This is a genomic window from Vibrio eleionomae (genome assembly GCF_009874545.1).
GTDB classification, from domain to species: Bacteria; Pseudomonadota; Gammaproteobacteria; order Enterobacterales; family Vibrionaceae; genus Vibrio; species Vibrio nitrifigilis.
Window position 1 is genome coordinate 1 of the sequence record NZ_WEKT01000067.1, and the last position, 23,261, is coordinate 23,261.

General features: G+C 44.2%; 19 protein-coding genes and 2 pseudogenes. 7 read left to right on the plus strand and 14 right to left on the minus strand.

The window, feature by feature from the left end; all coding sequences use genetic code 11:
* Both F9817_RS21200 and F9817_RS21205 read left to right on the plus strand, forming a co-directional pair.
* Positions 1 to 341: PAS domain S-box protein (locus F9817_RS21200; RefSeq protein ID WP_237476315.1), on the plus strand; the 341-nt coding region annotated here is incomplete at its 5' end.
* An 87-nt stretch (positions 342 to 428) separates the two neighbouring features.
* Complete coding sequence (locus tag F9817_RS21205; protein WP_272918875.1) at positions 429 to 971, plus strand: GGDEF domain-containing protein; 543 nt, start codon at positions 429 to 431, stop codon at positions 969 to 971.
* 42 nt (positions 972 to 1,013) lie between these two features.
* Here the strand turns inward: F9817_RS21205 and F9817_RS21210 are convergent, their stop codons facing one another.
* The 5 genes from F9817_RS21210 to F9817_RS21230 all read right to left on the minus strand — a co-directional run bounded on the left by F9817_RS21210 (position 1,014) and on the right by F9817_RS21230 (position 8,054).
* The gene (locus F9817_RS21210) at positions 1,014 to 2,807 is read right to left on the minus strand and encodes a M14 family zinc carboxypeptidase (protein WP_161158198.1); all 1,794 of its coding nucleotides are present in this window, start codon (positions 2,805 to 2,807) and stop codon (positions 1,014 to 1,016) included.
* Positions 2,804 to 3,661: an ABC transporter permease gene (locus F9817_RS21215; RefSeq protein WP_161158199.1), complete on the minus strand. Its 858-nt coding sequence runs from the start codon at positions 3,659 to 3,661 to the stop codon at positions 2,804 to 2,806. The genes F9817_RS21210 and F9817_RS21215 overlap by 4 nt, the downstream gene beginning before the upstream one ends.
* A 5-nt stretch (positions 3,662 to 3,666) precedes the next feature.
* On the minus strand, positions 3,667 to 4,590 hold the full coding sequence (locus tag F9817_RS21220; protein ID WP_161158200.1) for an ABC transporter permease: 924 nt from the start codon (positions 4,588 to 4,590) through the stop codon (positions 3,667 to 3,669).
* A 67-nt stretch (positions 4,591 to 4,657) separates the two neighbouring features.
* Complete coding sequence (locus tag F9817_RS21225; RefSeq protein ID WP_161158201.1) at positions 4,658 to 6,181, minus strand: ABC transporter substrate-binding protein; 1,524 nt, start codon at positions 6,179 to 6,181, stop codon at positions 4,658 to 4,660.
* Positions 6,156 to 8,054 (minus strand): dipeptide ABC transporter ATP-binding protein, encoded by a 1,899-nt coding sequence (locus tag F9817_RS21230; protein WP_161158202.1) that lies wholly within the window; start codon positions 8,052 to 8,054, stop codon positions 6,156 to 6,158. Before F9817_RS21230 ends, F9817_RS21225 begins: the two co-directional genes overlap by 26 nt.
* Before the next feature lie 241 nt (positions 8,055 to 8,295).
* On the opposite strand from F9817_RS21230, the gene F9817_RS21235 reads away from it, so the two are divergent.
* The gene (locus F9817_RS21235) at positions 8,296 to 9,201 is read left to right on the plus strand and encodes a LysR family transcriptional regulator (RefSeq protein ID WP_161158203.1); all 906 of its coding nucleotides are present in this window, start codon (positions 8,296 to 8,298) and stop codon (positions 9,199 to 9,201) included.
* 134 nt (positions 9,202 to 9,335) lie between these two features.
* Here F9817_RS21235 and corA read toward each other — a convergent pair whose 3' ends face one another.
* The 3 genes and pseudogenes from corA to F9817_RS24575 all read right to left on the minus strand — a co-directional run.
* Positions 9,336 to 10,292: a magnesium/cobalt transporter CorA gene (gene corA, locus F9817_RS21240; protein WP_161158204.1), complete on the minus strand. Its 957-nt coding sequence runs from the start codon at positions 10,290 to 10,292 to the stop codon at positions 9,336 to 9,338.
* A gap of 462 nt (positions 10,293 to 10,754) precedes the next feature.
* Positions 10,755 to 11,267: a methyl-accepting chemotaxis protein gene (locus F9817_RS24570; RefSeq protein ID WP_427916727.1), complete on the minus strand. Its 513-nt coding sequence runs from the start codon at positions 11,265 to 11,267 to the stop codon at positions 10,755 to 10,757.
* A 15-nt stretch (positions 11,268 to 11,282) separates the two neighbouring features.
* Positions 11,283 to 12,050 (minus strand): annotated as a pseudogene (locus tag F9817_RS24575) (PAS domain-containing protein); the annotation flags it as partial.
* A gap of 372 nt (positions 12,051 to 12,422) precedes the next feature.
* Here F9817_RS24575 and F9817_RS21250 point away from each other — a divergent pair.
* Positions 12,423 to 14,873: a putative bifunctional diguanylate cyclase/phosphodiesterase gene (locus tag F9817_RS21250; RefSeq protein WP_161158206.1), complete on the plus strand. Its 2,451-nt coding sequence runs from the start codon at positions 12,423 to 12,425 to the stop codon at positions 14,871 to 14,873.
* Positions 14,874 to 14,936: 63 nt separating this feature from the next.
* Here F9817_RS21250 and F9817_RS21255 read toward each other — a convergent pair whose 3' ends face one another.
* Positions 14,937 to 15,407 carry a GNAT family N-acetyltransferase gene (locus F9817_RS21255; RefSeq protein ID WP_161158207.1) on the minus strand — a complete coding sequence of 157 codons (471 nt, stop codon included), beginning with the start codon at positions 15,405 to 15,407 and terminating at the stop codon, positions 14,937 to 14,939.
* Between the two features lie 37 nt (positions 15,408 to 15,444).
* Positions 15,445 to 16,320: an EamA family transporter gene (locus F9817_RS21260; RefSeq protein ID WP_161158208.1), complete on the minus strand. Its 876-nt coding sequence runs from the start codon at positions 16,318 to 16,320 to the stop codon at positions 15,445 to 15,447.
* A 315-nt stretch (positions 16,321 to 16,635) separates the two neighbouring features.
* Between F9817_RS21260 and F9817_RS21265 the strand changes: the two genes are divergently transcribed.
* From F9817_RS21265 to F9817_RS21275, 3 genes are read left to right on the plus strand one after another with little or no spacing between them, the layout of a single operon-like run.
* A complete protein-coding gene (locus F9817_RS21265) occupies positions 16,636 to 17,310 on the plus strand; it encodes a haloacid dehalogenase type II (protein WP_161158209.1) in 675 nt (224 codons plus the stop codon).
* Between the two features lie 15 nt (positions 17,311 to 17,325).
* Positions 17,326 to 18,600 (plus strand): NAD(P)/FAD-dependent oxidoreductase, encoded by a 1,275-nt coding sequence (locus tag F9817_RS21270; protein ID WP_161158210.1) that lies wholly within the window; start codon positions 17,326 to 17,328, stop codon positions 18,598 to 18,600.
* A 57-nt stretch (positions 18,601 to 18,657) separates the two neighbouring features.
* Complete coding sequence (locus F9817_RS21275) at positions 18,658 to 20,277, plus strand: ABC transporter substrate-binding protein (RefSeq protein WP_161158211.1); 1,620 nt, start codon at positions 18,658 to 18,660, stop codon at positions 20,275 to 20,277.
* An 88-nt stretch (positions 20,278 to 20,365) separates the two neighbouring features.
* Here the strand turns inward: F9817_RS21275 and F9817_RS21280 are convergent, their stop codons facing one another.
* From F9817_RS21280 to F9817_RS21295, 4 genes and pseudogenes are all read right to left on the minus strand, one after another.
* Positions 20,366 to 20,767, minus strand: coding sequence for a DUF2251 domain-containing protein (locus F9817_RS21280; protein WP_161158212.1), 402 nt, complete (start codon positions 20,765 to 20,767; stop codon positions 20,366 to 20,368).
* Positions 20,768 to 20,946: 179 nt separating this feature from the next.
* Entirely contained in the window at positions 20,947 to 21,345 is a 399-nt protein-coding gene (locus F9817_RS21285; protein WP_161158213.1) for a SpoIIAA family protein, read from the minus strand.
* 236 nt (positions 21,346 to 21,581) lie between these two features.
* Positions 21,582 to 22,061 (minus strand): hypothetical protein, encoded by a 480-nt coding sequence (locus F9817_RS21290; protein WP_161158214.1) that lies wholly within the window; start codon positions 22,059 to 22,061, stop codon positions 21,582 to 21,584.
* Positions 22,062 to 23,032: 971 nt separating this feature from the next.
* Positions 23,033 to 23,261, minus strand: a pseudogene (locus F9817_RS21295) (hypothetical protein); the annotation flags it as partial.

Here is a 23,261-nt window from a genome sequence, read left to right on the forward strand (position 1 = left end):
GTTTGTTATTGTATTCATATTGGAATAAATATATGTCACAGGCATTCTCATCAGATCAATACTTTAGAATCCTTGATTCTTCACCTGATCACGTATTCATCTTCAATTCTGAAGGAAAATATGTCGATGTATTTGGTGGACATGAGAATGGGATAGGATTTGACTGCAAAGCATATGTTGGTCAATCATTGCACGATGTAATGCCAACAACACTCGCTGATTTGTTTCTTAAAACAATTCAAACAGCCCTCTCTAGCCAAAAAACGCAACGAATTTCCTATCAATTTAACCAACAACAATTGCAAGATTTACCCTATTTATCATCATCACCAGAACTATGAATAGAAAGCATATTAAAGCCATTTACATTGGATTCTGGTGAACAGGTTGTTATTTGGAACGCTCGTAATATCACTGAAAAACACCACTTGGAACAAAAACTTCGGCAATTATCAGAGATCGATACTTTAACAGGGATCCTAAACCGAAGAGCATTTATGAATTGCCTTTCTGATAAGGTGGAGAGTTTCCAAATATTCGGTATGAATACCAGTTTTCTTATGCTCGATATCGATCGTTTTAAATTGGTCAACGACAACTTTGGCCATGTCATCGGCGACCAAGTCATTACTCATGTCACCAAAACATGTCAGGAAGAGCTTAGAAAGCATGATATCTTCGGCCGTATTGGTGGTGAAGAATTTGCCATCATTCTCCATGATGCCGACCAAGATCAAGCATACGAAATAGCGGAAAGGTTACGAGAAGCGGTAGATAACAATGTCTGTATCCTTGATGAGAATACTCAAGTACATACCACCATTAGTGTTGGGATTACCCAATTTCAACCCACCGACACTGATAACAAATTCTTATTAACCCGTTCCGACAACGCAATGTACCAATCTAAAAAACAGGGACGAAATCAAGTCACTATTTATGACAATAGCATGCATGGTAATACAGATTAACTCATTGAATAAAAGGCGATATTAATATCGCCTTACTCATTTTTAACGATTAAAAAGTGTTTGGTAGACTTCATAAGCCGCTAATACAGTCGCCTGTTGCACCTTATGCCCTGCGATAAAATCGTCACCGTAAATGGTTTCATCCGGGTATTCAGTGATGAGTTGCAATGGATAATCAGCCTCTTCGACTGCTGAAATCAGACACGGATATCCGTTGATCATCCTAAATCCAGTTTCACCTGCATGAATTTGATACACATCGATCTGCGCCTGATTCATCGCCATGACTTCAGGATAGACATTAAGTTTTAAGGTCACTTGCTCGATAAATTGCTCAGCCAACCGCGCCCACTGAGGATCGTTGAGATGCCGTACCACCAAGAAAAAGCCTTTCGGGATTGTCCACATATCAAACCCAGTCGGCACGTAGCCAGATAATGGCCGCGTCCATTCATGACTTGGATAACCATGTAAGTTGATATGCAAATTCGCACCACTTAACTGTTTGGCTTGTTTACGCATCCCTTTTTCATAAAGCGGTTCAACAGTGCGATATTCAAGGTCATCCCCCAAGGCGGTATAACGGGCGGCGTGATGCATATGCAAAGGATTATCTTGAATGTATTGCTGATGAAGTGCGTATCCATCAGGGTTGCTCATTGGCACAACCACAAAGTGACTTTCCGCTTGCTGCTCAAGCACTTTCGCAGCCCGCAACGCTCCAACCACGCCAGTAGTTTCATTCGCATGTTGACCACCGCAAATCAGCACCGCTTGATCCTTGCCGCGTTTATACTTGGCTTCCACTTGGCGTCCGGTTGGGGTGTCGACTGCTAACGCCTCACCAGCAACGGTGGCTAAGTGCTGCTGCACCATGGTCATGCTCATCGGCTTAGCCGCGACATCCAACGCAGACTCTTCATCAGTAACATCAACATCCACCAGCGAGTAATCGGCTAACGTCATCTCAAGGTGATAATCACTGTCAGGGGAAGCGGTGATCAGCGGCACGATTTGCCCCGGTTGACTGTCTCTTGCTGTCAGTGCTTTGCCTTCTTTGAACTTAAACCACTCTTGGATAGAGAAGTAGAGATCTTCATGCAACGCCTCTTTAAGGCTAATCACTTCATGAGCATAACCAACCAACTCATCTTCTACTGGCACCTGCACTTTAAGTTGTAGCTGCTTAAAATAGGGTGACTGAGTTGGCCATTCATAGCTCGTCACAGCATCGATCATTTGGCTAAAGCAACGCTCAAAATCTGTCGCTAAGCGTTCATCACGCTCCAATTCATCGACATGGTTGTACGCTTTTACCCAACCCGTTGGCGTTAATACGCTATCTTGGGTGGCATTAACATAGGTATGATTGGGCACAAAGACACTGACATTCTCGCTAACCGTCGCCGGTTCAGCCCCATCCGCGGAGGTGCGATAAATCTCAAGCTCATAACAGTCGGCTTGCGTACCCGGAGTAAAGTCAAGTTTACTTGGGTCAATCAATCCCGCCAGTGGATAGGCTTCGAGTAAAAAGCGCTTATCTGATGCAGGCGCACAGATTGGATAACGAATCTCAACGCGCACCAGATCTTCTGATACTGCAAAGCGTTCATCCAAACAGAACTCTTCCCAAAAGTAATGCACCAGCGGTTTATACGCACTGCGTACTTTCGCTTCAATGCCAAATTCAGCCATAGCGCGCTCTGCTTCTTGGCGTGTAGCAAGGTCGGCAAACACCCACGCTTCCAGCTTTTTCGGGCGATGCGCTTGTGCGCTGTACTGTTCAATCAGTTCTGCCAAGGTACTGGCAATGGTTGCTTTTAAGATGGGTTTCATCGTGACGTTCTCCCTGTTGGATCTAACAGGTCGCGTAACCAGTCACCCAATAAATTTAAACCTAATACTGTTAATAAAATCGCCAAACCTGGGAACACGCTCACCCACCATGCAGTTTGGATATACGTTCTACCATCGGCTAACATGCCGCCCCAACTTGGAGTAAGAGGGTCAACACCTAACCCAAGGAACGTTAAGCTACTTTCTAACAAAATGTTGTTGGCAACATTGAGGGTCATGAGCACGATAACTGGGCCAATTAAGTTCGGCAGCAAATGTTGAAAGAGGATTTTAAAGTGACTCACCCCAATGGCTTGTGCCGCTTGAATGTATTCACGATCTCGTAGCGACAGCACGGAACCGCGTACTAAACGCGCGTATTGCACCCATTGTGAAATAATCAGCAGGATGATCATGTTGGTTAACCCACCGCCAACGATGGCGATAAAGGTGATCGCGAGAAGAATAAACGGCATCGCCAACTGAATATCGGCAAACCGCATCACAATCACATCCCAAAAGCCGCGAAAATAGCCTGAAATAAGCCCCATCACCACACCAAACACCACCGCGCCCAATACGGAAATAAAGCCCACTTCTAATGAGACGGCACCACCAGAAATAACGCGAGCAAACACGTCGCGCCCTAGAGGGTCTGTCCCTAACAGATGTTCAGGATGGGAGAAAGGCGCAAGCAATCTCGCCATTAAATTGATTTTGTCTGCTGCCCCTTGGAAAATCACATCGGACAACAATACCATCACAATCATCCCGACGGTTAATAGCATACCGAGGACAAACTCTAAGCAGAGATAACGAGATAATCGTGGTGAACGAAGAATATTGGTTGTCATCGTCATTACTCCGTTCTAATTCGTGGGTCGATGAGGCCGTAAGCGATATCGACCAATAAGTTGATGCCAACAATCAGCATAGAAAGCACCGTAATGACCGCTTGTAGCACCGGATAGTCGCGGCTACTCACCGCATCGAAAGCAAGAGTACCTAACCCTGGCCAGTTGAAGACTTTTTCAATGACTACAATACCGCCCAGCAAACCGCCAAATTGCAGACCGAAATAGGTAATCAGCGGAATCGCGCAGTTACGCAGGGCGTGTTTATACAGCACTTTGCTTTCACTAAGCCCTTTAGCACGCGCCACCATAATGTATTGCGATTGCAGCGTTTCTAGCATCGATGAGCGCACCAAGCGCACATTGGTTGCGGTAAGAATAATCGCCATGGTCACCGCTGGCATGATAAAGCTTGCCAAGCCATCCATCCCACTTGGCGGCAACCATTTGAGGGAGATAGAAAACACCAGCACCATCATCAGTGCTAACCAGAAATTGGGAAACGATAGACCAATCAGGGAAGTGATGCGGATCAGTTGGTCAGCCCATTTGCCTTTCGAGACCGCCGCCTTGATCCCTAGAGGAATTGAAATGGCGATCGAGACCAGCATAACCGCAAAAGCGAGCGACACCGTGGCAGGAAATGAGAGCCCAATCAATTGGCTCACTGGCGTTTGGCCCATAAAGCTGCGCCCTAAATCTCCCGAAAAAATTCCTAAAACGAAGTGGCCATATTGCACCCAAAACGGTTGATTAAGACCGAGAGATTCACGAATCAAAGCCAGATCGGCCTCTGTCACGCTACCCGCTCCTTGAGTGAGCATCAGCGCTGGGTCGCCAGTCAGACGAATGGCGTAGGAAACGATCAAGGTAATCGCAAACAAGACAAAGACCGCTTGAAGCAACCGCTTAAGCAAAAAATGAGTCATGACGTGTCCTTACGTACAATCTTTACCTAAAAAGTGCAGCTTTGCGCTGGCAAAGCTGCATGGAAGTTTACTCAACTGTCACGTCATTCAAGCGTAAACGGCTATCAGGAACAGGAGTAAAGTTTTTCACGCGCTTGGCCACACCAAAGATGGCGTTTTCACTGTACAAAGGCATCTCAAGTGCACGATCAGCAGTGTAGTGCGCAATCTCTTGCAGCATAGAGAGACGTTTGGCTTGGTCGGTCACTGAACGCTGCGCTTCCAACATCTGGTCTAACTTAGGATCGCTATCGTATGGGTTCCATTTTTCACCAGAGTGATACATAAAGTATGCAGTGTTGTCGTAATCCAGCGTCCACCCCCCCCACGACTGTTGGAACATCGCGCCCGTTTTACCAGCAGGTACAATGTCATTCAGCAGTACGTTGGTTTCGTAAGGCTTGATGATGGCTTTTAAGCCGATGATTTGTAGATAACTTGCCACCGCTTGAGCCACTTCATTGAAGGTCGCGTTGTTACCACGAATATCGATTTGCACTTGCGCGCCCGGTTTCACGCCTGCGGCTTTCAGTAGCTGCTGCGCTTTGGTTGGATCATACGGTAGCGACTTCATTTTCGGGTCGTTACCAAATGAAATGGCACTTTGGAAACTGGCAATGGCTTCGGCTTGACCACCTAAAATCGAATCGATGATCGCTTGGCGATCAACACCATAAATCAGCGCCTTACGTACACGCTCATCTTTGGTAATGCCATTTTTGGTGTTAAAACGTAAGGCATACACCGTTGGGCTGGTCGCCGACATAATCTTCAGCTTAGAATCGTTTTTAATGGTTGGGATCATCGCAATCGGAATGGTTGGCGGAATCACCATATCCACGCGACCCGATTGCAGCTCTGCTACCGCCGTCGATGGTTCAGAAATAAAGCGATATTTAAGCTCTGAGAGTTTCGCTTTATCACCCCAGAAGTTCGGATATGCTTTTAGCGTGATGCCGACTTTAGGCTGATACGACTCAAATTCAAATGGGCCAGTACCCACAGGGTGAGTATTAAAATACTCTTCCCCTTTCTCTTGGATATATTTTGGCGGCACGATCATCGCGCCATAACCTGCCAATTTAGTTAGCAGAACAGGATCAGCCGCTTTAAGGAAGAAATCCACCGTGTAGTCATCCACTACAGCAACATGGTCGATGGCTGAATAGTTAGAACGTTGTGGGCCCTTTTTGCCTTCATCACCTAGCAGACGATCAAAGGTAAATTTCACCGCGTTGGCGTTAAAAGGTTCGCCATCATGGAAAGTGACGCCTTTACGCAAAGCAAAGCGGATTTTCTTGCCGTCATCGGAGATTTTCCACGAGGTCGCCAGTGCTGGCTTTAACTTTAGGTCTGGGCCGCGATAGGTCAAACCATCGTACATATTGGTGGCAACCGATGCCCAGTTCACTAAAAACGTGTCTATCGGGTCCCAGCTGCCGGGATCTTGTGGTGAAGAAACGGTCAGTGTACCCGCCGCCATCGACATGGAGGAAAAGGTCACGCCCGCTGCCAGTGCAAAGCACTTAAGCCATTGTTTTTGCTTCATCATTGAAATACTCTCCATTTTGTAAATTGTAAAACGCCCCATCCTTTGGAACGCCAGCAACATAGTGCCCTTCACTCACCTGCGTATACTCTAGCTGGGGTGGTTGATAGCCCACTTCATGCACAGGACTTGGAATATCACCATTGATCAAAAGATGTTGTTTACGTTGAGTCGGGTCGGCAACCGGAACGGCGGATAGCAGCTTTTGCGTGTAAGGATGCGTGGGTGAATCAAACACTTGTGCACGTTTACCTAATTCAACGATTTGTCCTAAATAGAGCACAGCAACGCGGTGGCTCATCTTCTCTACGACCGCCATATCGTGGCTGATAAAGAGATAGGCAATACCAAATTCTTGCTGTAACTCCATAAATAGATTGATGATCTGCGCTTGAATCGACACATCCAGCGCAGAGAGCGCTTCATCTGCGATAATTAACTTCGGCTCAGAAGCCAATGCCCGTGCGATACAGATACGTTGCCTTTGCCCACCCGAAAACTCGTGGGGATAGCGTTTGGCATGTTCCGCTTGTAAGCCGACTCGTTCCAGTAGCTGCGCCACTCGTGCTTGAATCGCTTTCTCATCACGGATCAAGTGGTGCGTGCGAATCGGTTCGGCGATGGAAAAACCGACGGTTTTACGCGGATCCAGCGAAGCGAACGGGTCTTGAAAAATGTATTGCACATCGCGTTTTAAACGATGCTGCTCTTGCGGGGATAAGCGGTCGAGCTGTCGCCCTTCAAAGCAAATTGAACCGCTCGTTGCCTGTTGAAGCTGCTGAATCGTGCGGCCAATAGTGGATTTGCCAGAGCCCGATTCGCCCACCAGTGACAGCGTTTCTCCAGGATAAATATTGAAACTCACACTTTCAACTGCGTGCACTTTATGGGTTGCACGTCCCCAGAAGTTTTTCTTGGTAATAAACTGAGTGACCAAGTCATTGACTTGCAACAGCGGCTCTTGATCGTAGCGAGCCGTGTTTTGCTCCACTTCTGCACCGATACTCACCAGCTGGTTATCGCGCATCACTGTCACCGGAAATTGATAGGGATTTGCGCGTCCAACCATACTGCCTAATTTAGGCACAGCCGACAATAGCGCTTGGGTATAAGGGTGTTTTGGTGCGGCAAACAGTTGCTTCACTTCACCCTGCTCGACCTTATTCCCTTGCCACATCACCACCACATCATCAGCGATTTCAGCGACCACGCCCATGTCATGAGTAATGAAAATCACCGCCATATTCAGCGACTTTTGCAGGTCAGCAATAATAGACAGAATCTGGGCTTGAATGGTCACATCCAGTGCCGTGGTGGGTTCATCAGCAATCAGCACTTTAGGCTTACATGCTAGGGCCATAGCAATCATAACGCGCTGGCGCATACCACCCGACAGTTGATGCGGATAGCGCGCTAACATGTCATGAGCATCTGGCATGCGCACCAATTCCAATAAACGCTCACTTTCAGCCATGGCTTCGGCTTTAGTCAGTTTTTCATGTAGCAGGAGCGCTTCACTCAGCTGATCACCGATGGTAAACACTGGGTTTAGCGAGGTCATTGGCTCTTGAAAGATCATCGAAATCTCTTTGCCACGTACCCGGAGCATTTGCTCTTGAGACAACGCGAGCAAATCGAGCGTATTAGCCTGATTAGTATAAAGAATTTTTCCAGAGGTATAGCGAGCGCCACCGATATCAGCCAAACGCATGATCGATTGAGAAGTGACGGATTTTCCTGAACCCGATTCCCCCACAATTGCGAGAGTCCGCCCCGGCGTCACATCAAAGCTTAAATTGCTAATTACCTGTGATTCACCAAAAGAGACGGAGAGGTTCTTTACAGAAAGAATTGCGGATTGAGTTACGTCTGCCACCTGTTCATCCTTGATCAGTTCGGTAAACACTTTGTTGCAAACCAACGAAAATGACGTCCGTTCATTCTCTTTTGTGGTTTAACGTCTACCAAAGGTTATGTCTGACATCCATCATGAAAAGATTTGGCAATGTAATCAACTTATATTAATGCATAGTTGATAACTAAATGTTATGGTTAATCCATTAAATTCTTACCGTTAAAAAATGGTAGAGAGTTTTCAAGAACCGGCAAGGATTGCTATGAAGTTTCGCCAAATCGAAGCCTTTCGCTACATCATGTTACGAGGTACCACTGCTGCCGCAGCCAGTGAAATGCATGTTACTCAACCGGCAGTAAGTCGACTCATCAGTGATTTAGAAGACTCACTGGGTTTTATGCTTTTTGAAAGGCGTAAAGGGCGACTTTACCCCACCGATGATGCTGCTGAATTTTTCAGATCGGTTGAAGAGAGTTTTTTGGGGTTAGAAAAGCTCGAATCGGTTGCCAATAACATTCGTACTCGTACCCCAAGAGAACTGCGCATTGCGGTCACTTCCGCCATTGCCAGTTCTTTAGTGCCAATGGCTCTCAAAGAGCATAAGAAATTTTACCCTGATGAACGCGTCGTCATTTTGACCTACAGTCTGTCAGAAATGGTCACCAAGCTGCAGACTAATTCAGTCGATCTCGCCGTCGGCTTACAACTGCCACAATTAGTTGGGATTGAGCAAGAATTTATCGGTAACGCTCGCTATGTTTTTGCAGCGAAAGAAGGACATCCGTTATTAGATAAAGAGGTGATCACGGCAAGCGATTTGAAAGGGCAAGAAGTACTCACGGTATTAGACTCTTACCCTAAGTATTGGAACCATCTTGAACAAGCGACCGATTCTGTTCGCGCTGAATTGAGCAAAAATCTCTATATCGATACCTCGCACACCGGCTACGCCATGATAGCCTCGGGTCTTGCGGTCGGCGTATTAGAACCTTTCGCTGCGCGAGTGTGGGTCAAAAATGGCGTTGTCACTAGACCTTTTGAACCGCAAATTCGCTATCCCTACGGGTTTGCTTATCCAACCAACACGCGTCACCATACCTCGTTGCATCAATTTATCCAGTCAGTTAAAAATGTCGCGCAAACAATGCCTGAGTTTTTTGACAAATAATCACGATGATAGTGAAAAAGCGCTTACTAATACTGCGAGTGCTTTATCAACTATTTAAACGAGCCTTAGTCAAAAATAAGTCCCTGCTGAATAAGCAAGGACTGTTTATATGGGAAAAGGATTGGCGTTGTTCTTCAAAGCCATCCTTTACGTTTGAAATAGAAATAAGGAGCAAAGCCGGATGCTAACATCAGACCCAACGCAAACGGATAGCCACCAGCCCAGTGAAGCTCGGGCATGAAATTGAAGTTCATCCCATAAATACTGGCGATCACTGTCGGGGGTAGGAAAACCACAGACGCGATAGAGAATATTTTGATGATCTGATTCTGTTCAATATTGATAAAACCTTGCGTTGAATCCATCAAGAAGTTTATTTTATCAAACAGAAAAGTCGTATGAGACATCAATGCTTCAATATCGTGGCTCACCTCATTGAGCGTTTCTCGATGTTCATTACGTGATTTCAACTTACGTAATAAAAATGAGATAGTTCTCTGTGTATCCATCAAACACAAACGCACTTTTCCGTTACTATCTTCGAGCTTTGCAAGGCGACTAATACACTCTTCTAGATCCGACTCTTCACTTTCCAATACATCGTGACTGACTTTTTCTAATTGGCGATGAATGTCTTCGAGGATATCAGCGTGATTTTCCACTTTCTGCTCTAGCAAAGTGACCAATAAATTATCGATATTATTACAATGGACTTGGCCGCGACGGGCACGTAAGCGTAATAACCGGAAATCGGCAACATCACCATCACGCATAGTAATCAGACGTTGATTCTGCAAAATACATGCGACAGTCACTGTGTTATGTCGCCCTTCTGATGGCGACAAGAATAGCGAGTGAACATGAATACCAGACTGATCGATAAAACATCGCGCCGATGTTTCAATTTCTTCTACATCGTTCGATTCTGGTAGTGAAATTCTCAATAAAGAACTAATCAGAGCACGTTCATCTTCTGTAGGATCATGGGCATCGATCCATTGTGCTTGTTCTACAAAATCGCTGATATCGCTGCAGTCATCAGTCGGCATGGCAGTAATCATGCCATTTTGAATATTAAAAAATCGCAGCATTATTCACTCCTCTACATCATTACGAGTCGTCTCATAATGGTTACTCTTATTCGTTCTCTCATTGGCCGGAATCTTATTGATCATAAGACAGAGCGAGCCTGTAACAGCCGTAAACTGCATCCATGCGATTATAAAGCCGGGCATTATATACCCAAACGACCTCAAAATGCAGGATTCAAAGCTTCATTGAAGTGACTTAGGTGTACCTAAATACGGTTTAATAGCATGCGTTAGCGTTAATACGAACTCTTAGATAATTGGCTGCATCCTACACGGTTAACCCAGAAGGGTATATATATTTTTATCAATATCTTTTTTTGCTGAATAACACATGAATGTCATTGAAGGATAAAACGAAAATATGACGATTTGAGGACATGGAGCGGGTTGAGAGCGAGAGCGCTCCCTTACTTTCACACTCTCTAGCAAGGGAACACAATTTGGCGGGCACTTTCACAAGAATTAAGAACGTAATTGGTCAACGATGCTAACAAACCGAGCAACACCTTGGCTGACATCTTCTAAACCATGTTGAACAGTATGAATACTATCCTCTCCTTCTAGAGCAACATGATTGACTGAATCTAAATTGCTATGCATCTGGCTGATAAGACGCGTATTTTCCTCAACGACATTGGTAATTTCATCTGTTGCAGCAGAGGTACGAGACGCTAATGTTCGCACTTCATCAGCTACCACTGCAAATCCGCGCCCCGTTTCTCCAGCTCGAGCAGCTTCAATCGCGGCATTTAGTGCGAGTAAGTTGGTTTGTCCTGCAATACCATTGATTGTCGTAACAATTTCATTAATGCTTTTGGATTGTTCCATTAACTCATTGCCAAGGTGACTCGCGCCCTTAACCTGATCGGCAACTTTATGCGACGTCTTGACGGCATCATGAAGAACTTTAACCGCAGAAGCAGTAATAGCGGATGTTTCTTCAGAAATTGCCGCCGCCATTTCGACTGCTTGCATCGTGAGATTTTCTCGTTCGGTAATATCACTGGCGAACTTAATCACTTTATAGACTTCACCACGAGAATTTTTGATTGGATTATAAGTCGCTTCCAGCCAAATAACGGCACCATTGGCATTTTTACGTTTAAACCGCCCCGTCATAGGCTCACCATTTTGTAGCACATGCCAGAAGTCTGGATTCTCGACATAATACTCTGGAAAGCAAAACATCTTATGATGTTTACCTTTTATTGCTTCTAAGGTGTAGCCCACGGTATCAAGAAAGTTTTGGTTGGCATTCAAAATCGTACCATCAGGAAGAAACTCGATCACGGCTTGAGTACGGTCCAACGCTGTTAAAACAGCTCGCTCCGCATTAGCTTTTTCGGTCACTTGTGTAACATCAGAGCATATTTTGATTATTTTAACGACGCTCCCTCCAGCATCTTTTACAGGAAAGTAGTTTGCTTCAAGGTATATTGGTTGACCGTCTTTGCGAAACCGCTTGAAAGTCCCACTGTGAGCTTCTCCAGCGGCAAGGTGGCGCCAGAACTCACGATATTCATTGGTTGAACTATATTTCTCATCACAAAAAATGCGGTGATGTTTGCCAACAATTTCATCTAATCGATAACCAGACGCTTTGAGAAACAGATCATTTGCATGTTGAATCGTGCCATTCGGTTCAAATTCAATAAATGCAGTATGCGCAACAATGGCTTCGAGTTCATAAACAAGCATCTCTTGAGCTAAACGATTTGTTGCTTCTTCATCCGTTTCCTTTTTTTGACCAAACCACATAACCCTATCCCTTAGTAAACTGTTAAACCCTGTCCACTATTGACGTCTGCGAGTAATTACGCACATATGAACCAATACAAATATCGCTTTGTTTTATAACAATAGTTCATTATTAGTAAGCTGTCGTAAGGCAAAATTAAAAATAATTGCTTTGATTCAAAATGAGTAAATTAAGTAATAACACCGCAATTTGTCGCAGAAATACGATGTAAAAACCACCATGCTGTAGCTATCTCATTGAAAGGTAATGGCCATTCTTTCGGTGATTGAACGTGACTTGTGCTGATGGTGAATAAGCTCTAACTCTTACCACATAAACTCAATGGTTACATTGTTAATTAGTCAGTGCTTATTTTCATATTGATGTGTAGAATGCAACTTCCATTTTGGCTAACACTCGACTTTATGTTTGGACTTTTCACCTTACAAATTGCCCTTTTCTCGGTTTTTCCACTCTATTTCACCACATTAGATGGACCACTTAGGAAGGTTTCTTACTACCTGTATATCGCGCTTGTTTTATTGATTGGTGGATTTTTTGGCAATGTTTACTCATTACCGATTAATGATCATATCAATGTTTCAGGCGGAAACCTTTGCTATGGCGCCTTTATGATGTCGTCGGTGCTATTTGTCTGGGTAGAGCGCGATCTGTTTATATTAAGGCACCTTGTCCGACTGGTTATCTTTGTCGATTTGTTTAATGTCCTATTTTCAACACTTGTGACTTATTCACTGCGTCATCCAGGTATCATCAACCCGCATAACACCCCTGCGGCATTATTCGATATTTCCACTCCGTTTATTATACTGGGTGGTTTTCTGATTATTTTAGAACTACTTACGCTGCTGTTTTTTTTCGATAAAGTAAAACGCTGGCCGTTATCGCCTTCCCTGACAATGATTGTGTATGTCGCGTCATTTATTACTATCTTATGTATCGACGGCATTGTCTTTCCTTTGCTGGCCTTCGGGTTTTCTTCATCGATCATCGACATTGTGTTCGGAGGATTAGAAGGCAAGGTTTTAACCGCGAGTTGTTTTAGTATTCCTCTTCTCCTCTTTGCCGTGTTCAAACGTCAATCTTTCATTAGCTATCTGGAATCTAGCGATTTCAAATGGCCTGTGCTGCTTAAAACCAGTCAGCAATTGATGGCAGATATGCAAGAGAAAGAATACGGTTTAGAGAAAGCCGCCACGATTTATAACAATTCGAACCAAGGCCTCGCCTTCGTCGATAAAAATGGCAAATTGCTCCAAGCCAATCCCGCGTTTCATCACAAACTCAATTTGTTTTCTCCTAAGGCATTACATAATTTAAAAGTGAATACGCTGTTTCGATTTCAAGGCGAACCGCTAAGTAAATCAGAGCTACTGACCGACCGTTGGAAAAATGAAGTCTCTTACGGCAGACAATTCGCCCATCAGGGGATTATGTCGGTGAGTAAAGTCACCTCAGAGATCAGTAATGAAGAGACGTTCGTTATCTCTTTAGTCAATATCGATGCACAAAAGCAAGCGAGAGAGAAATTGAACCACCTCGCATTGCACGACCAATTAACGGGCTTACCGAATCGCAGAGTACTGGATGAACAGCTGGCACAAGTCCAGTATTCTGATGCAGGATTATTAGTTGTCGATCTAGACCATTTTAAAGATATTAATGATAGCTATGGCCATGGTGCGGGTGACACCATATTAACGGCCGTTTCTGAGCGTTTAAGTTCAATCCATAACCAGTTCCCCGATATCATTGCAACATTGTGCCGTACCGGTGGCGATGAATTTGCCATTTTAGTGAATACTAAAGACGAACAAATCATCACTAAGCTCATTCATCATATTCAAGATGTATTAAAAAAAGTGATCGTGTTTGGTGAACAAACTGAAGTCTTTATCTCAGCGACAATAGGCGCATCGACTCAAAGCTCTAATGAAGCGCGAGACCTTCTTCAAGAGGCTGATGCCGCTTTGTATGAAGCAAAAAGAACGTTGCGCGGATCATTTGGTTTATATGAAGAACGTCTCACCATCGAAACGATCCGCAAATTAACGTTAAGTGCTAAATTAAAAATCGCACTAAAACAAGGTGAGATTGAGGTCTACTACCAGCCGCAATATACACCTGATACCCATGACTTGCTTGGTGTAGAAGCGTTAGCTCGTTGGCATGATAATGAGTTAGGTTGGGTCTCCCCTGGAGAATTTATTCCTGTTGCTGAGGAAACGGGCTTAATTGAAGCTTTAGGCGATTATGTTTTGGAGCAAGCCTGTTTAGATGGTGCACAGTGGATAAAAGAAGGTTATCGACCAATTAAGCTATCCGTTAATGTCTCTGCATACCAGCTCAGATTTGGTCAGTTTATGAACGCACTGGGCAATGCTCTCAAAGTCAGTCAGTTCCCAAGTCGCCATTTACAATTAGAATTGACAGAATCTGCGTATATTGAGCGAGAAGAAGAAGTGTTACCTTTGCTTAATCACATCAAACAGCTAGGTGTTGGCTTAGCCATTGATGACTTTGGCACCGGCTATTCTTCACTATCGTACCTATCACGTATGCCGTGGGACACGCTAAAGATCGATCGCAGTTTCATCACGGATATTCCAAACGACATCGAACAATGCAAACTGACGTCAACGATTATCTCGATGGCCCAAGACCTAGGTTTATCGATTGTTGTTGAAGGTGTTGAAACCAAACAACAACTCGACTTTATGGCGAAACGTCAATGTCAGTTAATTCAAGGGTATTACTACTCACCACCGATTCCTGCCGCTCAATTGCGCACGCGGTTAACAAAAGAAAGCGGTCACCTTTAAGCGAAAATACTTGCTGCGCCTAGCTAGGTGCAGCATGTAACAGATTCAAAAAGAACGGTTAGTCTAACCTTCAAGGGATTTGCCCATATTTATGCTAAGCACGGCATAACCCATCTTTTTATACAGAGCTTGAGCCTTGCTGTTTTGCTGGAAAACATGCAGACCAATCTTTTTCGCACCGCAGGCCTTAGCCACATCGTCAATCTCACGCAACGCTTGTTGTGCTAGTCCCTGACGGCGAAACTCTGGGAGGATTTCTAGATTATAAATAAAGGCGGTGGCTATCTCAGGGTCAATGAACACCCAAATATTCCCTGCCGGTTTACCTGTTATTGAACAGGTAATGGTAAATAACTTATGGTTCTTAGTGTTCTCTCTCTGTGGCAATAGTTTATCGATTTCATTAAAGGCGCGCTCAAGCGATCCTTCTTCGAGCCATCGACCCGATTCTACGTTTTCTCGGGCGTATTCTTCGCTGGAAACTTGACGAAATGGCGCAAATTCCGCTGCTGTCATGGGTACTAATACTGTCATTTTATCATCCAACTCTCTCTAAAATCTTATTCATCCGTTATTGCCACATAACTAAGATGGCGGCCACAGCAATCAATACTAACGCTGTGACATCTCGTACTTTCACTTTCTCTTTAAGCCAAAAGACCGAAATCAACATGGTAAAAAAGACTTCGACTTGGCCTAATGTTTTCACATAAGGCACGGCCTCTAGTGACATTGCGCTAAACCAACCAAATGATCCAATAAAGCTTGCCAGACTTGTCATTACAACAAGCTTAGGGCGCGCAAACATGTCGCGCAGCGTTTGTTGATCTCTTAATGCCAAATATATTGTCAACATGATCGTTTGTAATGAAATTACCAAAAACAACACCCATGCGGCGCGATGAGGAAAAGGCAAATGTAAACTGAGGCTCGCTTGACGAATCCAAAGTGACGCTAAGGCAAACGAAGTGCTGCAAGCAAGACCCAGTAATGCGGTGGATAGCGATATACTGCGAATACCATTTCTGCAACTTAATAAAAATACCGCGATAGCCCCCACGAAAACACCGCCCCAACCGATAACGCTTAAAGATGTGCCAAAAAACAGGACGCCCAAAAACGCAGACACTGGCGCTTCACTTTTAGCTAGCCCAGCTCCAATCGCGTAGTTTTTCTGCTTAAACAGCACAACCATCAAAGCGGTTGCAACAATTTGGATGATCGCCGCGCCTAATACATAGAGTGTCGATTCAACAGTGACGACGGGGATTGGCGCAGGTTCAAAATGATACAAGGTGATTAAGTACAGCAGAGCCAGCGGCCACGCCCAAATAAATCGAGCCAGCGTCACCCCAACGACATTAATTCGTTGACTTAGACGGCTTTGAAATGCATTACGCCACGATTGGCTAAAGGCAGCAAGAAAGGTAAACAGAATCCAGCTCACAACGGTCTTCCATGTTGGTGCAAATATAAGAAGCCCTCACTTTACAATAAAGCACTCAGCGTGTGACGAGAAAATTGCACTATTTCCTCTCTTTTTTCATTGGATGAGTCGCTCTCTCCTTTTTCTAATCAGGTGAGAATGTCATTTCGCTTATTTTATAAACAATATTAACTGCTGCGAAAAAAGATAAAACAGCAAACATATGCGTCAGACAAAGCCATTTAAACGTTATCTTTTGTACAACTGTGATGTAATGAATTGGTAATGGAAATTCAATTACAGGTTTATTTGTTAGTTGATTTAAGGATGAATACGATGACAGTACCTACCCCGAAATTTATCACGTTTGATTGTTACGGCACGCTTATCAAAATGCAGTTTGGCATTATGGCCCGTGAAATGTTTAAAGACCGCGTCGCGCCAGAAAAAATGACCTCATTCCTCCACGACTTTTATAAATATCGTTTGGATGAAGTGATGAACAACTGGCAACCTTATGACGTGGTGTTAAAAAATGCTCTACAACGTACTTGTAATCGTTGGGGGCTAGAGTTTAAAGAAGAAGAAGGCCAAGCATATTACGACGCCGTACCAACCTGGGGCCCACACCCAGATGTACCCTCTGGCTTACAACGATTAGCAAAAGCTTTTCCATTGGTCATTTACTCCAACGCTGCCGATGATCAAATCATGAAAAATGTTGAGCAATTAGGCGCCCCGTTCCATCGCGTATTTACCGCTGAAGAAGCGAAAGTCTATAAACCTCGCTTAGGTGCATTTGAATACATGTTGGATAACTTGGGCTGTAAGCCAGAAGAGATCTTGCATGTTTCTTCCAGTTTCCGTTACGACTTATTTCCTGCTGATGATATGGGCATCAAAAACAAAGCCTTTATTGCTCGTGGTCACGATCAACCCGCAAACGCTGCGTACTCATACAATCAATTTTCTGATATCAATGCCCTCGCTGATTGGCTTGGACTGGACTAAACGTGAGGTGTCATCATGAAAAATCTTTCTTATTGGATCGATACAAAGCCTGAGTTCACTCAAGGCTCTCAACAACTTGAAGATGGCCATTATGATGTGGCCATTATTGGCGGTGGGCTTACCGGCCTTTCTGCTGCGTATCATTTATCCAAACAGGGCGCTAAAGTCGCCCTATTTGAAGCCACCAATATTATGGAACACGCATCCGGCCAAAACGGCGGCCAATGCAGTAGCGGCGTGGTGCAAGATTTTGGCGGTCTGGCAAAAAAAATTGGCATGGATAGAGCCAAACGTTATTACCTTGCTTACTGTGATGCTGTCGACTCACTGCGTAAAGTGATTAAAGATGAAAATATCGAGTGTGAAGTCCGTGAAAGTGGCAAACTCAAACTGGCATCCAAACCGCACCACGCTGAAAAGATCTTCAATACCTGCGAGTTAGTTAAAAAGGAAGTCGATCCCAATGTTGAGTTCTTAGATAAAGCTGCAGTAAAAAAAGAGATCGCTTCTGATCGCTTTTATGGTGGCATGATCCAACGTAATGGTTTCCAACTTCATGTTGGCAAACTCGGCGTTGGACTCGCAAATGCCGCCACCAATAACGGCGCGCATATCTACGAGCAAAGCCCTGTGACCAAAATTCAAAATAATGGCAGCCAATTCACTTTAGAAACCCCCAAAGGAAAAGTGACAGCAAAAGACGTTGTCTGTGCTAGCGGCATCAGTCAGTACGGCCCATTAGGCTGGTTTAGACGTCGAATCGTTCCTGTGGGCAGTTTCCTTATTTTGACGGAGAAAATTGACGCTAAGTTGATGGATGAGCTGATGCCTAATAAGCGCTCTTATGTGACCAGTAAAAATATTGGTAACTACTTCCGCGTAATGGGTGAAGATCGTTTGCTCTTTGGCGGTCGCGTTCGCTTTGCGTCTTCTAACCCTGAATCCGACGCCATCAGTGGCAAAATGCTAGAGAAAACGATGGCCGACATGTTTCCAGAACTTGCTGGGGTTAAAGCCTCCCACTGCTGGGGCGGATTGATCGACATGACACCTAACCGCCTGCCTAAAGCGGGACAACGTAAAGGCATGTTCTACTCAATGGGCTTTAGCGGTCACGGCGTGCAAATGTCAACGTATATGGGCCAACAACTGGCGCAAATGGTGGGGGGAAATGCAGACGCTAACCCTTGGCGTGACGAAAAATGGCCAGCAATTCCTGCTTACAACGGAAAACCTTGGTTTTTACCTATGGTTGGCGCTTATTACAAACTGCAGGATTACCTCCACTAAGATAATTCCAATTATTACGTAAAGTCAGCCCTCATAATAGAGAAAGGATACTATATTATGACCGAGAAAAAAATCATCACGGGTCACCAGTGTATACAGGATTTTGAACGCTTGACCCAAGAAGGCCGCTCAAGACGTCGATTATTGAAATCTTTAGGGGCCGCTGGGGTTGTACTCGCCGCCACAGGTGGCTCTTTAACGCCTTTTAACGTGTTTGCTCAAGACACAACAGCCAAAGGAAAACCAGGCGGTTCAATCAAAGTCGCCAGCTTATCAATGTCAACCGCAGACACCTTAGACCCAGCCCGAGGTTCGTTCTCAACCGACTATACTCGTTTATACATGGCTTATAACGGGTTAACTAAATTTGATGATAAGCTCGTTCCCCAGTTGGAACTGGCAGAGAGTATCGATAACGATCAAGCCACCATCTGGCACATCAAGTTGCGTAAAGGCGTGCAATTCCATGATGGAAAAGAGCTCACCGCTGACGACGTTGTTTTTTCACTGCAACGCCATCTAGACCCCAACACGCAGTCTAAAGTCATGGGGCTTGCCAAGCAGATGACAAGTATCAGCAAAGCAGGAAAATATGAGGTGCGAGTTGAATTAGAAGGCCCCAACGCGGATTTTCCGGCTATCTTAGCAGTACCCAATATGCAGGTCGTGCCCGCCAATACGACCGATTTCAGCAAAGGCATTGGTACAGGTCCATTTAAAGTGAAGGAATTTCAGCCAGGCGTTCGCACCGTGGTGACCAAAAATGAAAACTACTGGAAACCCGGTTTACCCTACCTCGATGAAGTCGTGTTGTTTGCTATTGCTGATGAACCCTCACGCGTGAACGCGCTGCTTTCTGGTGAAGTGCATGTGATTAGTGAAGTCAATCCACGCTCCACCAACCGAATTAAACAGAGTACGGGCCATGAGTTTATTCCCGTGCCTTCGGGTAGCTATACCGATTTGATCATGCGCCAAGATTTAATGCCGGGTAAAAGCCCTGAATTTACGCAAGCGATGAAACTCTTGATGGATAGAGATCAGATGAAGTCGGCCATATTCCAGGGGTTTGCCACGGTAGGTAACGATACCCCTATTGCCCCAGGAGCGCGTTATTTCAATCCTGATATTCCGCAAACAGAATTTGACCCAGAAAAAGCGAAATTTCTCATCAAAAAAGCGGGCTTTGCCAATGCCACTATTCCATTGGTGACATCAGAAGCAGCGACTGGAGCAGTCGATATCGCGGTATTAATGCAGCAATCAGCCGCAAAAGTCGGTATCAAAATGCAAGTCCAAACCAAATCGGTGGATGGTTACTGGGCTAATCATTGGGCGAAACATCCGGTCAGCTTTGGGGCAGTCAATGCGCGACCAAGCGCCGACATTATATTTTCACAATTCTTCCTATCGAGTGCCGCTTGGAACGAATCACATTGGAAAAACACTCATTTTGATAAACTTCTGGTGGATGCTCGCAAAGAAACAGACGATGCGAAACGCGCGCAAATGTATGGTGAAATGCAAGCGATCGTGCACGACAAAGGCGGAATTGGTATCCCGATATTTATTAGTAAAATTGATGGTATTGATTCTCGCCTTAAAGGCTACGGAACCAATCCACTTGGAAGCTTTATGGGCTATATGTTCGCTGAGAAAGTCTGGTTGGATGCCTGATAGGAGCTTTGCAATACAAACAAGGGCAGGAATCACCTGCCCTTGTGTTTATTTTGAAGCCATAACTCAAGATTAAAGAGCTAAGCGATTACCCAAGAAAGTGGTCCATAAAAGATTCGTTCCACTCATGAAACTCAATAAAACGCGCACTTGCACACTCTTCCGATTGGCATGTACCAGTATAGGTTGAAAAATCAAAGTATGCTTTAGCCATGCCGTTATACAGTAATGCCACTTTGCTTGCATCTGCCGCCCATAAAATAGAGAGTTCACCTTCGCCTTGAGGAGCGGTATCTTGACGATAAATAACGAATGCAGTGGCGATAGGATTACCGTCTTTTTTCTCATCCATTAGATAGAATGTTCCATTCACACCATTATCTTCAAACACGGCTTGATATCGCTCTAATGGACTGACACTTTCTACTTCAAATTCTTTTCCTGGAGTCACCGTTTCACTATGGTGAGCACTTACTACCAATTGACGCATTGAATATCCTTTTTGTATTGAGCCTGCTCATACCCATTCGATTTAAAGCATTCGAATATCACAGGCTTTAGCCTTTTATTAGGAGAGATATGGTAACGGATATTGGTAGGCGCACAGGGAAACGACAGCTCAAAGTTTGGAGCCAGATCTACTAAAAACTGCCATTTCCTCGTGAATAATCAAACATTAGGCTCATCATCAAGTAACCAATCTACAGCCTGTTCATAAGTTTCAAATGATTGGGCCTCGCCATTAGTTAAAAACCAGCTACCAATCTTTAATGCCCAGCCTTGCCAGTCATGATTCGCATAGACAGCGACCTTATCAAAAGCGCCACCACCTTCTAAGCCCAATTTAAGTTCATCCCATGCAGCGCGAAGCTCCCACCCAGCAAATTCACTGGCATCAAACAACACCTTTACTTTGGGTTGGTTAATTTTAATGGTCGCAGCTTCAAGCATTGGTGCTGCGCGTTGGTAATCATCGTGGGTTAATGTCCCTACCGCCTTTATTGACAACAAAAACTCACTTCTAACGCGAATCAAGCCAATTGATATGCCATGCTTGTAATAGCTCATCGTTACCTCCGTACCATATTGGCATTTGATAACTCACTCATTAGGAAGTATAGACATGCTCTAAACCAGAGCATGTGAAGCAAAGCGTATTGCACGACATTAATTGATTAAGTCACTCTAAACACCAATTATAGTGACAACGTCACACAAATTAAAGGGGATCAACTTGCTATTTCTGTCCCATGATTAATAACAAGCATGAAGATAATTCATTAGATTAAACATTTGGTCGGGTCTTATAAACTCATACGTGGCGGACGTTTACAGTAAGTTTCGGCCACAGTACCGTTAGCAAAATTTTTAATCTGTATACTCATATCAAAAAACTTTTGCTCATCTAATTTCTGCCAAAACTGACGTCCCTCAGGAGTTGTTGCGTCGGGGCACAAAGCTCGCAGCCGTTGTAAATACATCGACGAAGCACTTTGTGAAAGCCTATCACTCCCGTGCTCAGAGCGTGTTGTGTTATAAAGCATTTTATAACTATTCTCATCATTGTGCCCCATTGAAATCACGACATGATAGCCATTCGATTGATGGCTTAAGTCTGCTATCTTCCAACCATTTAACGTAAATTCACTATGATGTTGCAGCTCGGAGCGAATTTGGTCTGCCACTGAATCGCCAAAGCACCCTGTCAAAATGAAGGATATTCCTGTAATTGTCATCGCGCGGTATAAGCAAGAAGCAGCGCGAACCCTGTTAACCGATAGCATTCGGTATGACTCCGTATAAATATTTTTTCTATTAGATTGATGGCAATGACTACTCACGAAAATAACACGTGATATTCGAACATAGTGAAAGGATTGAAGGACCGGATGACATAACAACTAGGCGATATTACATCATCCAATCCATCAATTTATATTGTTAAGCTCAAATCACTTCAAGATGCTGGTTCAGCGCGAATGCCGTCGCTGCTAGGAAAAGCACTGAGTTAGTCATTCTGCGTTAAAAATCCGTCTCACAACATAGGAGAACATGAACGTTAGCCATTCGAAAAATCATTAGTGGTAAATTATAAAGGTGAACCACTGCAGGTAAAAACTTGCCTAGTGAGCAAGATGTTGCACAGTTTATAAAATAAATTATATTTTTCAATTCCTTATTAATTTAATTATTTAAACTATCAGTTGTAATATTAACTAAATTTATTGTGATTTATTGCACAATAATGACAGAGATCTAGCAAACCTGACGAAAACCCGCAAATTCTATATATTAAAAATAAAAGGCGAAGTAACATCATTACTTCGCCTTTTATTGTTATGTGTATACCCAAATGACCTCAANATGCAGGATTCAGAGCTTCATCAACGAGCCTAGGTCAAGCTCAATCACGGCAGGAATGGTCATTCCCTTTTAACGTGATTGGGCGTAGAAATAGGTTTGTTGATGAGCTCCCAAAGGGCGAGTTTTATTCGCTCCTAGGCTGTGTTACTNGATTCAGAGCTTCATCAACGAGCCTAGGTCAAGCTCAATCACGGCAGGAATGGTCATTCCCTTTTAACGTGATTGGGCGTAGAAATAGGTTTGTTGATGAGCTCCCAAAGGGCGAGTTTTATTCGCTCCTAGGCTGTGTTACTNATTTTCNACGTAGAATGACTATGTCTTCAAATCAGTGCCTTGCCTAAGAGCGAATACATTCTCGCTGAAACAGCATCTTGAGGTTACTTGGGTATAGTTACTTCAGTGTTGCCAGCATCTTTGCATTGACATCTTTTAAGACTTTTACGGATTGTTTGAACGCTTTAACTTCCGATGCTTCAAGATGATATGTCACAAGTTCTTTAATCCCATTACGAGTAATGACAGCAGGAATCCCCGCGTAGACATCCGACTCATCATATTCGCCATTCAGCATAACAGAAGCCGGCATCACGATATTACCATCGCGCACAATGGCATTAATC

What these genes read in the sequence shown, in the direction of transcription:
- F9817_RS21210 (WP_161158198.1), bottom strand. Translation starts at nt 2,807, where the DNA reads ATGAAACCCATCTTAAAAGCAACCATTGCCAGTACCTTGGCAGAACTG.
- F9817_RS21215 (WP_161158199.1), bottom strand. Translation starts at nt 3,661, where the DNA reads ATGACAACCAATATTCTTCGTTCACCACGATTATCTCGTTATCTCTGC.
- F9817_RS21220 (WP_161158200.1), bottom strand. Translation starts at nt 4,590, where the DNA reads ATGACTCATTTTTTGCTTAAGCGGTTGCTTCAAGCGGTCTTTGTCTTG.
- F9817_RS21225 (WP_161158201.1), bottom strand. Translation starts at nt 6,181, where the DNA reads ATGATGAAGCAAAAACAATGGCTTAAGTGCTTTGCACTGGCAGCGGGC.
- F9817_RS21235 (WP_161158203.1), top strand. Translation starts at nt 8,296, where the DNA reads ATGAAGTTTCGCCAAATCGAAGCCTTTCGCTACATCATGTTACGAGGT.
- corA (WP_161158204.1), bottom strand. Translation starts at nt 10,292, where the DNA reads ATGCTGCGATTTTTTAATATTCAAAATGGCATGATTACTGCCATGCCG.
- F9817_RS24570 (WP_427916727.1), bottom strand. Translation starts at nt 11,267, where the DNA reads ATGCAAGCAGTCGAAATGGCGGCGGCAATTTCTGAAGAAACATCCGCT.
- F9817_RS21250 (WP_161158206.1), top strand. Translation starts at nt 12,423, where the DNA reads ATGCAACTTCCATTTTGGCTAACACTCGACTTTATGTTTGGACTTTTC.
- F9817_RS21255 (WP_161158207.1), bottom strand. Translation starts at nt 15,407, where the DNA reads ATGACAGTATTAGTACCCATGACAGCAGCGGAATTTGCGCCATTTCGT.
- F9817_RS21265 (WP_161158209.1), top strand. Translation starts at nt 16,636, where the DNA reads ATGACAGTACCTACCCCGAAATTTATCACGTTTGATTGTTACGGCACG.
- F9817_RS21270 (WP_161158210.1), top strand. Translation starts at nt 17,326, where the DNA reads ATGAAAAATCTTTCTTATTGGATCGATACAAAGCCTGAGTTCACTCAA.
- F9817_RS21275 (WP_161158211.1), top strand. Translation starts at nt 18,658, where the DNA reads ATGACCGAGAAAAAAATCATCACGGGTCACCAGTGTATACAGGATTTT.
- F9817_RS21280 (WP_161158212.1), bottom strand. Translation starts at nt 20,767, where the DNA reads ATGCGTCAATTGGTAGTAAGTGCTCACCATAGTGAAACGGTGACTCCA.
- F9817_RS21285 (WP_161158213.1), bottom strand. Translation starts at nt 21,345, where the DNA reads ATGAGCTATTACAAGCATGGCATATCAATTGGCTTGATTCGCGTTAGA.
- F9817_RS21290 (WP_161158214.1), bottom strand. Translation starts at nt 22,061, where the DNA reads ATGCTATCGGTTAACAGGGTTCGCGCTGCTTCTTGCTTATACCGCGCG.